Source organism: Streptomyces scopuliridis, from assembly GCF_042790125.1.
Lineage (GTDB): Bacteria > Actinomycetota > Actinomycetes > Streptomycetales > Streptomycetaceae > Streptomyces > Streptomyces scopuliridis_A.
Genome location: NZ_JBHTZS010000053.1, coordinates 1 through 15,373 on the forward strand (window position 1 = coordinate 1; position 15,373 = coordinate 15,373).

Annotated in this window: 14 protein-coding genes; 6 read left to right on the top strand and 8 right to left on the bottom strand. The window is 69.9% G+C overall.

The genetic code is table 11. The features are described from left to right. Positions 1-146: 146 nt before the first annotated feature. The 5 genes from pgl to tkt are packed head-to-tail and all read right to left on the bottom strand — an operon-like array spanning position 147 to position 6,728. Positions 147-929 carry a 6-phosphogluconolactonase gene (gene pgl / locus ACFRKB_RS37725; protein WP_383111116.1) on the bottom strand — a complete coding sequence of 261 codons (783 nt, stop codon included), beginning with the start codon at positions 927-929 and terminating at the stop codon, positions 147-149. After that, positions 926-1,966, bottom strand: coding sequence for a glucose-6-phosphate dehydrogenase assembly protein OpcA (gene opcA / locus ACFRKB_RS37730; RefSeq protein ID WP_383111117.1), 1,041 nt, complete (start codon positions 1,964-1,966; stop codon positions 926-928). The genes pgl and opcA overlap by 4 nt, the downstream gene beginning before the upstream one ends. Further along, on the bottom strand, positions 1,963-3,495 hold the full coding sequence (gene zwf, locus ACFRKB_RS37735; RefSeq protein ID WP_365973998.1) for a glucose-6-phosphate dehydrogenase: 1,533 nt from the start codon (positions 3,493-3,495) through the stop codon (positions 1,963-1,965). The genes opcA and zwf overlap by 4 nt, the downstream gene beginning before the upstream one ends. A 4-nt stretch (positions 3,496-3,499) precedes the next feature. After that, a complete protein-coding gene (tal, locus tag ACFRKB_RS37740) occupies positions 3,500-4,618 on the bottom strand; it encodes a transaldolase (RefSeq protein WP_376584324.1) in 1,119 nt (372 codons plus the stop codon). A 34-nt stretch (positions 4,619-4,652) separates the two neighbouring features. Beyond that, positions 4,653-6,728: a transketolase gene (tkt, locus tag ACFRKB_RS37745; RefSeq protein ID WP_383111118.1), complete on the bottom strand. Its 2,076-nt coding sequence runs from the start codon at positions 6,726-6,728 to the stop codon at positions 4,653-4,655. 325 nt (positions 6,729-7,053) lie between these two features. On the opposite strand from tkt, the gene ACFRKB_RS37750 reads away from it, so the two are divergent. Both ACFRKB_RS37750 and ACFRKB_RS37755 read left to right on the top strand, forming a co-directional pair. Beyond that, complete coding sequence (locus tag ACFRKB_RS37750) at positions 7,054-8,001, top strand: heme o synthase (RefSeq protein WP_383111119.1); 948 nt, start codon at positions 7,054-7,056, stop codon at positions 7,999-8,001. 105 nt (positions 8,002-8,106) lie between these two features. After that, entirely contained in the window at positions 8,107-8,481 is a 375-nt protein-coding gene (locus ACFRKB_RS37755; protein WP_383111120.1) for a hypothetical protein, read from the top strand. A gap of 101 nt (positions 8,482-8,582) precedes the next feature. On the opposite strand, the gene ACFRKB_RS37760 is transcribed toward ACFRKB_RS37755, so the two are convergent. The 3 genes from ACFRKB_RS37760 to ACFRKB_RS37770 all read right to left on the bottom strand — a co-directional run bounded on the left by ACFRKB_RS37760 (position 8,583) and on the right by ACFRKB_RS37770 (position 11,455). After that, positions 8,583-9,569: a COX15/CtaA family protein gene (locus tag ACFRKB_RS37760; protein ID WP_383111121.1), complete on the bottom strand. Its 987-nt coding sequence runs from the start codon at positions 9,567-9,569 to the stop codon at positions 8,583-8,585. 93 nt (positions 9,570-9,662) lie between these two features. Continuing rightward, the gene (locus ACFRKB_RS37765; protein WP_383111122.1) at positions 9,663-10,475 is read right to left on the bottom strand and encodes an ABC transporter permease; all 813 of its coding nucleotides are present in this window, start codon (positions 10,473-10,475) and stop codon (positions 9,663-9,665) included. After that, positions 10,472-11,455 carry an ABC transporter ATP-binding protein gene (locus ACFRKB_RS37770; RefSeq protein WP_383111123.1) on the bottom strand — a complete coding sequence of 328 codons (984 nt, stop codon included), beginning with the start codon at positions 11,453-11,455 and terminating at the stop codon, positions 10,472-10,474. Before ACFRKB_RS37770 ends, ACFRKB_RS37765 begins: the two co-directional genes overlap by 4 nt. A 180-nt stretch (positions 11,456-11,635) precedes the next feature. On the opposite strand from ACFRKB_RS37770, the gene ACFRKB_RS37775 reads away from it, so the two are divergent. From ACFRKB_RS37775 to ACFRKB_RS37790, 4 genes are all read left to right on the top strand, one after another. Then, positions 11,636-12,379, top strand: coding sequence for a helix-turn-helix transcriptional regulator (locus tag ACFRKB_RS37775; protein WP_383111124.1), 744 nt, complete (start codon positions 11,636-11,638; stop codon positions 12,377-12,379). After that, the gene (gene sufB, locus ACFRKB_RS37780) at positions 12,376-13,797 is read left to right on the top strand and encodes a Fe-S cluster assembly protein SufB (RefSeq protein ID WP_383111125.1); all 1,422 of its coding nucleotides are present in this window, start codon (positions 12,376-12,378) and stop codon (positions 13,795-13,797) included. The genes ACFRKB_RS37775 and sufB overlap by 4 nt, the downstream gene beginning before the upstream one ends. Before the next feature lie 77 nt (positions 13,798-13,874). Further along, complete coding sequence (gene sufD / locus ACFRKB_RS37785) at positions 13,875-15,056, top strand: Fe-S cluster assembly protein SufD (protein ID WP_383111126.1); 1,182 nt, start codon at positions 13,875-13,877, stop codon at positions 15,054-15,056. Beyond that, positions 15,056-15,373: a bifunctional 3-phenylpropionate/cinnamic acid dioxygenase ferredoxin subunit gene (locus ACFRKB_RS37790; RefSeq protein ID WP_249950632.1), complete on the top strand. Its 318-nt coding sequence runs from the start codon at positions 15,056-15,058 to the stop codon at positions 15,371-15,373. Before sufD ends, ACFRKB_RS37790 begins: the two co-directional genes overlap by 1 nt.

A 15,373-nucleotide genomic window follows, 5' to 3' on the forward strand; every position in this document is an offset into this window, starting at 1 on the left:
GGCGCGCCCCCCGAGCGCGCCCGCCCGCCGGGGCCCGGGCGGGGCCCCGCGGGGGGGCCCCGCCCCCTCCGCCTCGCCCCCTAAAAATCGCTCGCCCGGGGGCCGGGCGTGCCCCCCCCCCCACGTCCTACGTTGGCCGTACTCGACTACGCCGAGGCCGGCGGGTAGAGCGCGCGGGGCAGTTCCGAGGCCGCCGCCGCGTCCAGCAGCCACAGCGTCCGGCTGCGGCCGTACGCCCCCGCCGCCGGCGCCTGGATCTCGCCCGCGCCCGACAGGGCGATCTCCGCGGCCTTCGCCTTGTCCTCGCCCGCCGCCAGCAGCCACACCTCGTGTGCCGCCCGGATCGCGGGCAGCGTGAGGGAGATACGGGTCGGCGGAGGCTTGGGGGCGCCGTGCACGGCGACCACCGTGCGCTCGGTCTCCCGGACGCCCGGCAGCTCGGGGAAGAGCGAGGCCACATGCGTGTCGGGCCCGACCCCCAGCATCAGGACGTCGAAGGTCGGCACGGGCCCGTGGTCCTCCGGGCGGGCCGCGGCGGCGAGTTCGGTGGCGTACGCGGCGGCCGCCGCCTCCACATCACTGCCGTACGGGCCGTCCGAGGCCGGCATCACATGCACCCGCGAGGGGTCCAGCGGCACCGAGTCGAGCAGCGCCTCCCGCGCCTGGGTGATATTGCGCTCCGGGTCGCCCTCCGGCAGGAACCGCTCGTCGCCCCACCACAGATCGAGCCGCGACCAGTCGACCGCGTCCCGGGCGGGCGCCTCGGCCAGCGCGGCCAGCAGACCGTTGCCGTTGCGCCCGCCCGTCAGGACGACGGAGGCGGCGCCACGGGCGGCCTGGGCGTCCACGATCTTCGTGATCAGCCGGGCCGCCGCGGCCTGCGCCATCAGCTCCTTGTCACGGTGGACGACCAGCTGCGGAGCGCTCACTTCGACTCCGCCTTCTTGGGCATCGCGGCGGGCGTGGCCGCGGTCGCCGGCTTGGCGGACGCCGCGCCGGCCGTACCGCCGGCACCGGACTTCCTGGCCGGCGAGCCCTCGCCGTCACTGAGCCGGTCCACGCCGAACCGCAGTGCCGACGCGTAGGTGTCGTCCGGGTCCAGCCGGCGCAGCTCCTCGGCGATCAGCTCCGAGGTCTCCCGGCGCTTCAGCGCCACCGCCCGGTCCGGCTGCCCCTGGATGGAGAGCGTCGCCAGCGAGCCGTCCGCCCGGTCCAGCTTTATCGGCCCGCAGGACGTCTCCATCCGTACGGCCGTGAGACCGGGACCCTTCGAGACGCTGCGCTTGACCGGTACGTGCAGCCGGTCCGCGAGCCACATGGCGAGCAGCTCGCAGCTGGGGTTGTGCTCCTCGCCCTCCACCTCCACCGAGGTGACATCGCAGGCCACCTGGTCCAGGGCGGCGGCGACCATCGAGCGCCACGGCGTGATCCGGGTCCAGGACAGATCCGTGTCGCCCGGGGTGTACGCGTCGGCGCGGGCCCTCAGCTCCGCCACCGGATCCTCGGCGGAGTACGTGTCGGTCACCCGGCGCTGCGCCAGCTTGCCCAGCGCGTCCTTGGCCGGGTTGACCGGCGCGTTGACCGGCCACCAGACGACGACCGGGGCGTCCGGCAGCAGCAGCGGCAGGACCACCGACTGCGCGTGGTCCATCACCTCGCCGTACAGCCGCAGGACGACCGTCTCGCCGGTGCCCGCGTCCGTGCCCACCCGTACTTCGGCGTCGAGGCGGGGCTTGGCCCGGTCGCGCGGGGAGCGCGAGACGCGCTTGACGACGACCAGCTTCCTCGACGGGTGCTCGCGGGACGCCTCGTTGGCGGCCTTGAGCGCGTCGTACTGGTTCTCCTCGTCGGTGACGAGGACGAGCGTGAGGACCATGCCGACGGCGGGGGTGCCGATCGCCCTGCGCCCCTGCACCAGCGCCTTGTTGATCTTGCTCGACGTGGTGTCCGTAAGGTCGATCTTCATGGCCGGCGCCAGCTCCGTCCGTCTCGTGCGAGCATTTCGTCCGCCTCGACCGGACCCCAGGTCCCGGACTCGTACTGCGCGGGCTTGCCGTGCGTGTCCCAGAACCGCTCGATCGGGTCGAGGATCTTCCAGGACAGCTCGACCTCCTCCACGCGCGGGAAGAGGTTCGAGTCGCCGAGCAGCACATCGAGGATGAGCCGCTCGTACGCCTCGGGGCTGGACTCCGTGAAGGACTCGCCGTACGCGAAGTCCATCGAGACGTCCCTGACCTCCATGGAGGTGCCGGGGACCTTGGAACCGAACCGCATGGTCACGCCCTCGTCCGGCTGGACTCGGATGACCAGGGCGTTCTGCCCCAGCTCCTCCGTGGCCGTGTGGTCGAAGGGGGAGTGCGGCGCGCGCTGGAAGACCACCGCGATCTCCGTGACCCGGCGGCCGAGCCGCTTCCCGGTACGGAGATAGAACGGGACGCCCGCCCAGCGGCGGTTGTCGATCTGCAGCTTCACCGCGGCATAGGTGTCGGTCTTCGACTTGGCGTCGATACCGTCTTCCTGGAGATAGCCGACGGCCTTCTCGCCGCCCTGCCAGCCCGCGGCGTACTGCCCGCGTACCGTGCCCTCGGCGAGATCCTTCGGCAGCCGCACGGCGCCCAGCACCTTGGTCTTCTCCGCGGCCAGCGCGTCCGCGTCGAAGGAGGCGGGCTCCTCCATCGCGGTCAGCGCGAGCAGCTGGAGCAGATGGTTCTGGATCACGTCACGGGCGGCGCCGATGCCGTCGTAGTAGCCGGCCCGGCCGCCGATGCCGATGTCCTCGGCCATGGTGATCTGGACATGGTCGACATACGACCGGTTCCAGATCGGCTCGAAGAGGGTGTTGGCGAACCGCAGGGCCAGGATGTTCTGGACGGTCTCCTTGCCCAGATAGTGGTCGATCCTGAAGACCTCGTTGGACGGGAAGACCTCGTGGACGACCTTGTTCAGGTCCTGCGCGGACGCCAGGTCGTGACCGAACGGCTTCTCGATGACCGCGCGCCGCCAGGAGCCCTCGGTCTGGTCCGCCAGACCGTGCTTCTTGAGCTGCTGGACGACCTGCGGGAAGAACTTCGGCGGTACGGAGAGATAGAACGCGAAGTTGCCGCCCGTGCCCTGCGACTTGTCGAGATCGGCGATCGTCGCCTTCAGGTGCTCGAACGCGTCGTCGTCACCGAAGTCGCCCTGGACGAAGCGCATCCCCTGGATGAGCTGCTGCCAGACCTCCTCGCGGAACGGCGTGCGCGCGTGCTCCTTTACGGCGTCATGCACCTCCTTCGCGAAATCCTCGTCCTGCCACTCACGGCGTGCGAAGCCGACGAGCGAGAAGCCCGGCGGCAGCAGACCGCGGTTGGCCAGGTCATAGATGGCAGGCATCAGCTTTTTGCGGGACAAATCGCCCGTGACGCCAAAGATGACCAGGCCCGACGGCCCCGCGATACGCGGGAGCCGTCGGTCCGCGGCGTCACGGAGCGGGTTCGCTCCGTGGGTTGCGGTCAAGGGATCAGCCCTCCGAAGGAGCGAGGCGCTTGAGCTCCGCCTCGGTCGACTTGAGCAGGTCGTTCCAGGCGGTCGCGAACTTCTCGACGCCCTCGTCCTCCAGCAGCTGGACGACCTCGTCGTACGAGATGCCCAGCTTCGCGACGGCGTCGAGGTCCGCGCGCGCCTGGTCGTACGTACCGCGCACCGTGTCGCCGGTGATCCGGCCATGGTCCGCGGTGGCGTCGAGCGTGGCCTCCGGCATGGTGTTCACCGTGTGGGGCGCCACCAGCTCGTCGACGTACAGCGTGTCCTTGTACGACGGGTCCTTGACGCCGGTCGAGGCCCACAGCGGACGCTGCTTGTTGGCCTGCGCCCGGTCCAGGGCCGCCCAGCGCTCGGTGGCGAAGACCTCTTCGTACGCCTCGTACGCGAGCCGCGCGTTGGCCAGGGCCGCCTTGCCGCGGGCCTCCTTGGCCTCGGGCGTGCCCAGCGCGTCGAGCCGCTTGTCGATCTCGGTGTCCACGCGGGACACGAAGAAGGACGCCACCGAGTAGATCTTGGACAGGTCCAGGCCGGCGGCCTGTGCCTTCTCCAGACCCGCGATGTAGGCGTCCATGACCTCGCGGTAGCGCTCCAGCGAGAAGATCAGCGTGACATTGACGCTGATGCCCCGGCCGATCGTCTCGGTGATCGCCGGCAGACCGGCCCTGGTCGCCGGGATCTTGATCAGCGTGTTCGGCCGGTCCACCAGCCAGGCCAGCTGCTTGGCCTCGGCGATGGTCGCCTTCGTGTTGTGCGCCAGCCGCGGGTCCACCTCGATGGAGACCCGGCCGTCCTGGCCCTGCGTCGCGTCGAAGACCGGACGCAGGATGTCGGCGGCGTCCCGGACGTCCGCCGTGGTGATCATGCGGATGGCTTCTTCGACGGTGACCGCGCGGGCGGCGAGGTCGGCCAGCTGGGTGTCGTACCCGTCGCCGCCCGAGATCGCCTTCTGGAAGATCGACGGGTTGGTGGTGACCCCCACCACGTGCTGCTGATCGATCAGTTCGGCCAGATTGCCGGACGTGATCCGCTTGCGCGAGAGGTCGTCGAGCCAGATCGCGACGCCTTCGTCGGAGAGGCGCTTGAGTACGTCTGTCATAAGAGTTGCATCTCCTACTGTTCGTATAAAGGCGTCAGCGCGCCGAAGCCGCCAGTGATTCCCGGGCCGCCGCGGCGACCGCGTCCGCGGTGAAGCCGAATTCACGGAAGAGGACCTTGCCGTCCGCCGAGGCGCCGAAGTGCTCCAGCGAGACGATGCGTCCGGCCTCGCCCACGAAGCGGTGCCAGGTGAGCCCGATACCGGCCTCGACCGCCACCCGCGCCTTCACGGCCGGCGGCAGCACGCTGTCCTTGTACGCCTGGTCCTGCTCGTCGAACCACTCGACCGACGGCATCGAGACCACGCGGGTGGGGATACCGGCGGACTGGAGCCGCTCCCGTGCCTCGACGGCGAGCTGCACCTCGGAGCCGGTGCCGATCAGCACGACCTGGGGAGCGCCGCCCTCGGCCTCGAACAGGACGTAACCGCCCTTGGCCGCCTCGTCGTTGGCCTCGTACGTCGGCACACCCTGGCGGGTCAGCGCCAGACCGTGCGGGGCGCCCTTGTCATGCCGCTTGAGGATCTCGCGCCAGGCGATCGCCGTCTCGTTGGCGTCGGCGGGACGGACGATGTTCAGACCCGGGATGGTCCGCAGCGCGGTGAGGTGCTCGACCGGCTGATGGGTCGGACCGTCCTCGCCGAGACCGATCGAGTCATGCGTCCACACGTAGGTGACCGGCACGCGCATCAGCGCGGCGAGCCGGACGGCCGGGCGCATGTAGTCGGAGAACACCAGGAAAGTGCCGCCGTAGATACGGGTGTTGCCGTGCAGCGCGATGCCGTTCATGGTCGAACCCATGGCGTGCTCGCGGATGCCGTAGTGCACCGTGCGGCCGTACGGGTCGGCCTCCGGCAGGGGGTTGCCCACCGGGAGGAACGACGACGTCTTGTCGATGGTGGTGTTGTTCGAACCCGCGAGGTCGGCGGAGCCGCCCCACAGTTCGGGGATGACCTCACCGAGCGCCTGGAGCACCTTGCCGGACGCGGCACGCGTCGCGACGGACTTGCCGGTCTCGAAGGCGGGGAGCTTCTCCTCCCAGCCCACGGGCAGTTCACCGGCCCTGATCCGGTCGAACGTCGCCGCGCGCTCCGGGTTGGCGGTACGCCAGGCGGCGAAGGTCTTCTCCCACTCGGTACGCGCCTCACGGCCACGGTCGAGCGCCTCACGGGTGTGCGTGAGCACCTCGGCGGAGACGTCGAAGGACTTCTCCGGGTCGAAACCGAGCACCTTCTTGGTGGCCGCGACCTCTTCGTCGCCGAGCGCGGAGCCGTGCGCCGCCTCGGTGTTCTGCGCGTGCGGGGCGGGCCAGGCGATGATCGAACGGGCCGCGATGAACGAGGGACGCCCGGTCTCCGCGCGCGCCGCCAGCAGGGCCTCGTACAGAGCCGCCGGGTCGAGGTCGCCGTTGGGCAGCTGCTCGACGCGCTGCACATGCCAGCCGTACGCCTCGTACCGCTTGAGGGTGTCCTCGGAGACCGCGGTCTCGGTGTCACCTTCGATGGAGATGTGGTTGTCGTCCCAGAGCAGGACCAGATTGCCCAGCTTCTGGTGGCCGGCCAGCGAGGACGCCTCGGCCGAGATGCCCTCCTGGAGGCAGCCGTCACCGGCGATCGCCCAGATGGTGTGGTCGAACGGGGAGGTGCCGGGGGCGGCCTCCGGGTCGTACAGACCGCGCTCGTAGCGGGCGGCCATCGCCATGCCCACCGCGTTCGCGACACCCTGCCCGAGCGGTCCCGTGGTCGTCTCCACACCGACGGTGTGTCCGTACTCCGGGTGGCCCGGGGTCTTCGAACCCCAGGTACGGAAGGACTCCAGGTCTTCCAGTTCCAGACCGTATCCGGCCAGGTAGAGCTGGATGTAGAGGGTCAGGGACGAGTGGCCCGCCGAGAGGATGAACCTGTCTCGGCCGGTCCACTGCGCGTCGGCGGGATCGTGCCGCATCACCTTCTGGAAGAGCAGATAGGCGGCGGGCGCCAGGCTCATGGCCGTACCCGGATGGCCGTTGCCGACCTTCTGTACGGAATCCATGGCCAGGACGCGGGCGGTGTCGACTGCCCGGCGGTCCGATTCGGTCCACTCGAGGTCTGTGGTGGTCGGCTTGGTGCTCACCCTGAGTCAGGGCTCCTCTCCACATGATCGATTCCGGTGTCTGAGGGCGCACCGGCTCGCTGTCGAGCCTACCCGCAGCAACAGTCATCTTTCCGAGCGTGTTTCCAGGGTGCGGCGCGCTCGGAGAGTTCGCCTCCCGGCGGCCCCGAGTTCACCTTCCGGCGGGTCGTACGGACCGTTCCGGGAGGGCGTTCCACGCGGTTTCGCACGACCGACCCCCGCGAAGATCGGCGTAGGGGCAACGTCTAGAGTGGCGTGGTACGCGCAAGTCTTTACCGGGCCTTCACGCCCGGAGCTTGCTGGGATTTCTCTGTCAGGGGTGTGCGTGACGGCCGTCGAGTCCCGACCCGCAGGGGTCGCCTTGACTCCGAGCTCGGGCGGCCATCGGCCGTTCGGCGCCCGCGTCAAGGCATTCGTGGTGCTGACCAAGCCGCGGATCATCGAACTGCTGCTCATCACCACCATTCCGGTGATGTTCCTGGCCGCGCAAGGTGTGCCGGATCTGTGGCTGGTGGTCACTACCTGTATCGGCGGCTACCTCTCCGCCGGTGGCGCCAACGCGCTGAACATGTACATCGACCGCGACATCGACGCACTGATGGACCGTACGTCGCAGCGTCCGCTGGTCACCGGCATGGTCTCGCCGCGCGAGGGCCTGGTGTTCGGTCTGACGCTGGCCGTGGTCTCGACCCTCTGGCTCGGACTTCTGGTCAACTGGCTGTCCGCGGGCCTCGCCCTGGGCGCGCTCCTCTTCTACGTCATCGTCTACACGATGATCCTCAAGCGCCGTACCTCGCAGAACATCGTCTGGGGTGGTATCGCGGGCTGTATGCCGGTGCTGATCGGCTGGTCGTCGGTCACCAACTCGGTGTCCTGGGCCGCCGTCATCCTCTTCCTCGTCATGTTCTTCTGGACGCCGCCGCACTACTGGCCGCTGTCCATGAAGGTCAAGGACGACTACGCGCGCGCGGGTGTCCCGATGCTTCCGGTCGTCGCGAGCAACCGGGTCGTGGCCCGCCAGATCGTGTTCTACAGCTGGGTGATGGTCGCGGTCTCGCTGCTGCTGACCCCCCTGGGGTACACCGGCTGGTTCTATACGGCGGTGGCGCTGGTGTCCGGCGGCTACTGGCTCTGGGAGGCGCACGGGCTCCAGTCGCGCGCCAAGGCCGGCGAGACGGGCGCCAAGCTCAAGGAGATGCGGCTCTTCCACTGGTCCATCACCTATGTGTCGCTGCTCTTCGTGGCCGTGGCCGTGGATCCCTTCCTGCGCTGAGCGCTCTCGCTCCGCCGTTTCGCTCCACCGACGGGTGGGGTGCGTGGTCAAGGCCACGCACCCCACCCGTCGCCGGTTGATCTACCCGTGGGTAGCATCCCGTTCATGGCAGAGACCCAGCAGGCAGAGCAGAACGACGAGGCCGACGAGCGCGGGGCCCTGGCCCGGCGGGAGGCGCGCGACGAGCGCAGGGCCGCCCGGCTGGCGAAGCGGATCGGCGCCTTCGCCCGACGGCACGGCGGCGCCGAGGGGCAGCTCGCGTACCTCGGACAGTCCGGCACGCGCATCGTGCTGGTCGGTGAGGACGGCGGCTGGGGCGATCTCGTCGCTCCCACGCACGCCATCGCGAGCAGCGCCGCCGAGAAGGCGGGGCTCACGCTGCACGAGTCCTTCGACGGGGAGTTCGCCGCGAAGGTGCGTACCGGACCGTACGAGTGGAAGCGGATGGCCGGACTCCAGCTCGGTGGCCGCGAAGCCTGAGGCGACGCGAGACCGGAGAGCCGCCGGCCTGGGTCCGCACACCGGACGCGAGTACGGCCACGGCAGGGGCCGTGGCCGTACTCGCATCCGGGCTCGCTCGTCTAGGAGACGCCGGACGGTGAGACAGCCGACAGCGCCGGGTCCGGCTGCGCGGGGATCTCCGCCGCCGTCCGCGGCCGCTCGCGCAGGCTCATCGCGAGCCGCAGCACGGCGATCCACACCAGGCAGGAGCCCAACATATGGGCGCCGACCAGGACTTCGGGGAGGTCGGTGAAGAACTGCACATAGCCGATGCCCCCTTGCGCGAGCAGCACCAGCAGCAGTTCGCGGGCGCGCGCCCGGGTGTCGGCGGGGGCGTCCACCACCCGCAGCACCAGCCACATCGCCACCGCCAGCGCGCAGACGATCCAGGCGAACACCGCGTGCACATGGGCGGTGGTGGCCCAGTCGAACGGCATCCTCGGCACATCGCTGCTGTCGCCGGCGTGCGGGCCCGAGCCCGTCACCGCCGTACCCGCCACGATCAGCACCACCGCGGAGCCCACCAGCGCCCAGGACAGCTTGCGCACCGGGCGCGGGACGCGCGGCCGGGGGGTGCCGTCGCCCTCGCGGGTACGCAGCCAGGTCAGGGTGGTGACGGTGAGCAGGGTGCTGGCGAGGAAGAAGTGTCCCGCGACGGTCCACGGGTTGAGGTCCATCCACACCGTGATCCCGCCGATCACGGCGTTGCCCATCACGATCCAGAACTGCGACCAGGCGAGCCGGGTGAGCCCGCGCCGCCGCGGCTTGGTGGAGCGCGCCGCGATGATCGCCCAGCCGACCGCCGCGCACAGCACATAGGTCAGCATGCGGTTGCCGAACTCGATCGCGCCGTGCAGCCCTTGCTCGGGTGTGGCGAAGAGGCTGTCGTCCGTGCACTTCGGCCAGGTGTCGCAGCCGAGGCCCGAACCGGTCAGCCGGACAGCGCCGCCGGTGACGATGATGACGACGCTCATCAGGACGGCCGTGAGCGCGGCGCGCTGGAGCGTACGGGGTGACGGCGTCCAGCGCTGTGCGATATACGCGAGGGGGGTCAACACGGCCACCATCGTAGGACGGAGCTTGTGCAGCTTTTCACGAGGGGTACGTATGCCGCGTCCCGGCGGTCCCGGCGCCGCCGCGCCGCCGCCCCGCTCCGGCGGCTACTCCCAGCGGAAGAACGCCCCCGCCGCGCCGAGGCCGAGCGCGGCCCAGACGGCGAGGATCCCGAGGTCGCCCCACGGCAGCGCGGCGCCGTGCTGAAGCACCTCGCGCAGCCCGTCGGAGAGCGCCGATATCGGCAGCAGCCCGAGCACCGAGCGCGCCGCGTCCGGGAATTCGTCGAGCGGCACGATCACCCCGCCGCCCACCAGGAGCAGCAGAAAGACCAGGTTCGCGGCGGCCAGCGTGGCCTCGGCCCTGAGCGTGCCGGCCATCAGCAGCCCGAGCCCGGAGAACGCGGCCGTGCCCAGCACGAGCAGCGGCAGAACGGCGAACGGGCTGCCTGCGGGGGACCAGCCGAGCGCGAACGCGATCACGGTCAGCAGCATGATCTGGAGCACTTCGGTGACCAGGACCGAGAGCGACTTGGCGGTCATCAGGGCCCAGCGCGGCAGCGGTGACACCGCGAGCCGCTTGAGGACCCCGTACCGCCGCTCGAAGCCGGTGGCGATGGCCTGGCCGGTGAACGCCGTGGACATCACGGCCAGCGCGAGGACGCCGGGGGCCAGGAAGTCCACCGCCCTGTCCGCGCCGGTGTCGATGATGTCGACCGTCGAGAAGAGCACCAGCAGCAGCGACGGGATGATCACGGTCAGCAGCAGCTGCTCGCCGTTGCGCAGCAGCAGCTTCGTCTCGAACGCCGTCTGTGCCGCGATCATGCGCGCCACCGGGGCCGCGCCGGGGGCCGGGGCATAGGTGCCGGTGCCGCGCGTACGGGTACCGCTCGTGGCGGTGCCGCTCGTGCTGGTGCTCATGGACGCAGCTCCTTGCCGGTCAGTTCGAGGAAGACGTCCTCCAGCGTGTGCCGCTCCACGGAGATCCCGTCCGCCATCACTCCGTGCTGCGCGCACCAGGAGGCCACCGTCGCGAGCAGCTGCGGATCGACGCCGCCGGTGATCCGGTACACCCCCGAGGACAGCTCGTCGGCGGTGGTGCCGTCCGGCAGTGCCTTCAGCAGGGAGCCGAGGTCGAGCCCGGGGCGCCCGGTGAAGCGCAGGGTGTTCTCCGCGCCGCCCCGGCACAGCTCCTCGGGGCTGCCCTGGGCGATGACCCGGCCCGCGTCGATGATCACCACATCGTCCGCCAGCTCCTCGGCCTCGTCCATGAAGTGCGTGGTCAGTACCACACCGACGCCGTCGGAGCGCAGCTCGCGTACGAGATCCCAGGTGGAGCGGCGGGCCTGCGGGTCGAGGCCGGCGGTCGGCTCGTCCAGGAAGACCAGCTCGGGGCGGCCGACGACGGCCAGGGCCAGGGCGAGCCGCTGCTGCTGGCCGCCGGAGAGCCGCCGATAGGTGGTACGGCCGCAGCCGCCGAGGCCGAGCCGTTCGATCAGCGCGTCCACATCGAGCGGACGGGCGTGCAGCCGGGCCATGTGGCGCAGCATCTCGTCGGCGCGCGCACCGGAGTACACGCCGCCGGACTGGAGCATCACGCCGATGCGCGGGCGCAGCCGGGCGGCGTCCGGGACCGGGTCCAGACCCAGGACGCGTACGGTCCCGGCGTCCGGCTTGCGATACCCCTCGCAGATCTCGACCGTGGTCGTCTTGCCGGCTCCGTTGGGGCCGAGGACGGCGGTGACCGTACCGGCGCGGACCGTGAGATCGAGGCCGTCCACCGCGGTCCTGGCCCCGTACCGCTTGACCAGGCCCCGTACCTCGACGACCGGCTCTCCGGAGGTCCGGGCCGCGGCGGAGCCGCTTTCGGGCAGCCGGTCACCCGGGAAGTCGCTGTACATGCCCGGAAGTCTAGGCAGGCGGGAGCGACCTCAATCCCGCAGGGGTGAAACGGCGGTTCCACGCCATCCGGAGGCGGACCCGGGCCCGCGGAAATTAGGTAACCCTTAGTGATGAAGCGCACCGGAAGCCGTTTTCCACCTCGGTTGTCAGGGCCGGAGGAATTACGCAACAATGGCGTTGTGAAATACGTCGGCGAGGCTTCCCAGGAGGAACTCGCGACCGGTGAGCACTCCACTCGCAACCGGGTCGCGCGCTCCATCCTGGACCACGGCCCGTCCACCGTCTCCGAGCTGGCGGGACGCCTCGGGCTCACCCAGGCGGCCGTCCGCCGTCATCTGGACGCACTGGTGGCCGACGCCGTGGTGGAGCCCCGTGACCAGCGAGTCTACGGCTCGCGCGGGCGCGGCAGGCCCGCCAAGGTGTTCGCGCTGACCGACTGCGGCCGGGACGCCTTCGACCAGTCCTACGACCAGCTCGCGGCCGACGCCCTGCGCTGGATCGCCGCCACCGCCGGCGGTGGTGAGCGGGGCGAGGCGGCCGTCGCCGCCTTCGCCCGTGCCCGTATCGCCGGCCAGTCCGAGGGCTACCGGGAGGCGGTCGAGGCCGCCGAGCCGGCGAAGCGTACGGAGGCACTCGCCAAGGCGCTGAGCACCGACGGGTACGCTGCTACGGCGCGTAGCGCGCCGAACCGACAGGGCGAGCAGCTCTGCCAGCATCACTGCCCGGTCGCGCACGTCGCCGAGCAGTTCCCCCAGCTGTGCGAGGCGGAGACGGAATTCTTCTCCCAGCTGCTCGGGACCCATGTGCAGCGGCTCGCCACCATCGCCCATGGCGACGGGGTCTGCACGACCTTCATTCCCCGCGCCACCCCACAGACCACCGATCACGCATCCGAAAGCACAGCCGGGAGGAACCCCGCATGACGCTCCCCACCGAGACTGCCCATCCTGAACTCGAAGGTCTGGGTACGTACGAATTCGGCTGGGCGGACTCCGACGCCGCCGGTGCCGCGGCCAAGCGCGGCCTCTCCGAGGCCGTCGTGCGCGACATCTCGGCGAAGAAGAACGAGCCGGAGTGGATGCTCAAGCTGCGGCTCAAGGGTCTGCGCCTGTTCGACAGGAAGCCCATGCCCAACTGGGGCTCCGACCTGTCGGGCATCGACTTCGACAACATCAAGTACTTCGTGCGGTCCACCGAGAAGCAGGCGGCTTCCTGGGAGGAACTGCCGGAGGACATCAAGAACACGTACGACAAGCTCGGCATCCCGGAGGCGGAGAAGCAGCGCCTCGTCGCGGGTGTCGCCGCCCAGTACGAGTCCGAGGTCGTCTACCACCAGATCCGTGAGGACCTGGAGGAGCAGGGCGTCATCTTCCTGGACACGGACACCGCGCTGAAGGAGCACCCGGAGCTCTTCCAGGAGTACTTCGGCACGGTCATCCCGGTCGGCGACAACAAGTTCGCCTCGCTGAACTCGGCCGTGTGGTCCGGCGGATCGTTCATCTACGTGCCGAAGGGCGTGCACGTCGACATCCCGCTCCAGGCCTACTTCCGTATCAACACGGAGAACATGGGCCAGTTCGAGCGGACGCTGATCATCGTCGACGAGGACGCCTACGTCCACTACGTCGAGGGCTGCACCGCCCCGATCTACTCCTCGGACTCGCTGCACAGCGCCGTGGTCGAGATCATCGTCAAGAAGGGCGGCCGATGCCGCTACACGACGATCCAGAACTGGTCGAACAACGTCTACAACCTGGTCACCAAGCGCGCCGTGGCCTACGAGGGCGCGACCATGGAGTGGGTCGACGGCAACATCGGCTCCAAGGTCACCATGAAGTACCCGGCCGTCTACCTGATGGGCGAGCACGCCAAGGGCGAGACCCTGTCCATCGCCTTTGCGGGCGAGGGCCAGCACCAGGACGCCGGCGCCAAGATGGTCCACATGGCCCCGCACACCTCGTCGAACATCGTCTCCAAGTCGGTGGCGCGCGGTGGCGGCCGTACCTCGTACCGCGGTCTGATCGAGATCGGCGAGGGCGCCGAGGGCTCCAAGTCCAATGTGCTCTGTGACGCGCTGCTGGTGGACACCATCTCGCGCTCCGACACCTACCCGTACGTGGACGTCCGCGAGGACGACGTGTCCATGGGGCACGAGGCGACCGTCTCCAAGGTCTCCGAGGACCAGCTCTTCTATCTGATGAGCCGCGGCCTCTCCGAGTTCGAGGCCATGGCCATGATCGTCCGCGGCTTCGTGGAGCCGATCGCCAAGGAGCTGCCCATGGAGTACGCGCTGGAGCTCAACCGGCTGATCGAGCTGCAGATGGAAGGCTCCGTCGGCTGACGCCCGACCGGATCCCGCCCGACCAGCAGCGCCCGTAACCCCTTACGCAGAGGCAGAGAGAGAGCACGACGACAGCCATGGCTGAGGCTCAGAACATTCCGGCGGGTTCCACGACCGCCGGTTCGATCGCGGTGGCCGCCGAGTCGACCGTCGCCACGCGCATGAGCGCGCCCCCCTCCTACGACGTGGCGGACTTCCCCGTCCCGCACGGCCGCGAGGAGGAGTGGCGGTTCACGCCGCTGGAACGGCTGCGAGGTCTGCACGACGGCACCGCCGTCGCGCAGGACGGCGGCGTCACGGTCGAGGTGACCGCCCCCGAGGGCGTCATCGTCGAGACCGTCGGCCGTGACGACGCGCGGATCGGCAAGGCCGGGATCCCGGTGGACCGGGTCGCCGCCCAGGCGTTCTCCTCGTTCGAGAAGGCCTCGGTCGTCTCGGTGCCCAAGGAGACCGTGCTGAGCGAGCCGATCCGGATCGCCGTCCGCGGCGAGGGCGGGGTCTCGTACGGCCAGCAGATCATCGAGCTGGGAGCCTTCGCCGAGGCGGTCGTGGTCATCGACCACACCGGCGACGGAGTGCTCGCCGCCAATGTCGACTACCTCATCGGGGACGGCGCCAAGCTGACCGTCGTCTCCGTACAGGACTGGGACGACAAGTCCGTCCATGTCGCCCAGCACAACGCGCTGGTCGGCCGCGACGCCTCGTTCAAGTCGGTCGTGGTCACCTTCGGCGGCGATCTCGTACGGCTCCAGCCGCATGTGAGGTACGCGGGCACCGGCGGCGAGGCCGAGCTGTTCGGCCTCTACTTCACCGACCGCGGCCAGCACCAGGAGCACCGGCTCTTCGTCGACCACAACGTCCCGCACTGCAAGTCCAACGCGGCCTACAAGGGCGCGCTCCAGGGCACGGACGCGCACGCCGTATGGATCGGTGACGTACTCATCCGCGCCGCGGCCGAGGGCACCGACACCTACGAGATGAACCGGAACCTGGTCCTCACGGACGGCGCCCGGGTCGACTCGGTGCCGAACCTGGAGATCGAGACCGGCGAGATCGCCGGCGCCGGCCACGCCTCCGCCACCGGCCGGTTCGACGACGAGCAGCTGTTCTACCTGATGGCCCGCGGTATCCCGGAGACCGAGGCCCGCCGGCTGGTGGTCCGCGGCTTCTTCGCCGAGCTGGTCCAGAAGATCGGCCTGCCGGATGTCGAGGAACGTCTGATGGCCTCGATCGAGGCGGAGCTGGAGGCGTCAGTCTGATGGCCTTCGTCCGAGTCTGTGGATTGGGCGAGCTGGAGGAGGACACCCCGAAGAGGGTGGAACTCGACGGCACGCCCGTCTCCCTCGTGCGCACCGAGGGCGAGGTGTTCGCGATCAACGACATCTGCTCGCACGCGAATGTGTCGCTCTCGGAGGGCGAGGTCGAGGACTGCATGATCGAATGCTGGCTGCACGGCTCCAGCTTCGACCTCCGTACCGGAAAGCCGTCCGGCCTGCCCGCGACGCGCCCCGTCCCCGTATACCCCGTAAAGATCGAAGGGGACGATGTGCTCGTCTCCGTCACCCAGGAGTCCTGA

Excerpts from the sequence above, each read along its gene's own strand:
- tal (WP_376584324.1), bottom strand. The coding sequence starts at position 4,618 with ATGACAGACGTACTCAAGCGCCTCTCCGACGAAGGCGTCGCGATCTGG.
- ACFRKB_RS37755 (WP_383111120.1), top strand. The coding sequence starts at position 8,107 with ATGGCAGAGACCCAGCAGGCAGAGCAGAACGACGAGGCCGACGAGCGC.
- opcA (WP_383111117.1), bottom strand. The coding sequence starts at position 1,966 with ATGAAGATCGACCTTACGGACACCACGTCGAGCAAGATCAACAAGGCG.
- ACFRKB_RS37760 (WP_383111121.1), bottom strand. The coding sequence starts at position 9,569 with ATGGTGGCCGTGTTGACCCCCCTCGCGTATATCGCACAGCGCTGGACG.
- ACFRKB_RS37790 (WP_249950632.1), top strand. The coding sequence starts at position 15,056 with ATGGCCTTCGTCCGAGTCTGTGGATTGGGCGAGCTGGAGGAGGACACC.
- sufB (WP_383111125.1), top strand. The coding sequence starts at position 12,376 with ATGACGCTCCCCACCGAGACTGCCCATCCTGAACTCGAAGGTCTGGGT.
- ACFRKB_RS37765 (WP_383111122.1), bottom strand. The coding sequence starts at position 10,475 with ATGAGCACCAGCACGAGCGGCACCGCCACGAGCGGTACCCGTACGCGC.
- ACFRKB_RS37770 (WP_383111123.1), bottom strand. The coding sequence starts at position 11,455 with ATGTACAGCGACTTCCCGGGTGACCGGCTGCCCGAAAGCGGCTCCGCC.
- sufD (WP_383111126.1), top strand. The coding sequence starts at position 13,875 with ATGGCTGAGGCTCAGAACATTCCGGCGGGTTCCACGACCGCCGGTTCG.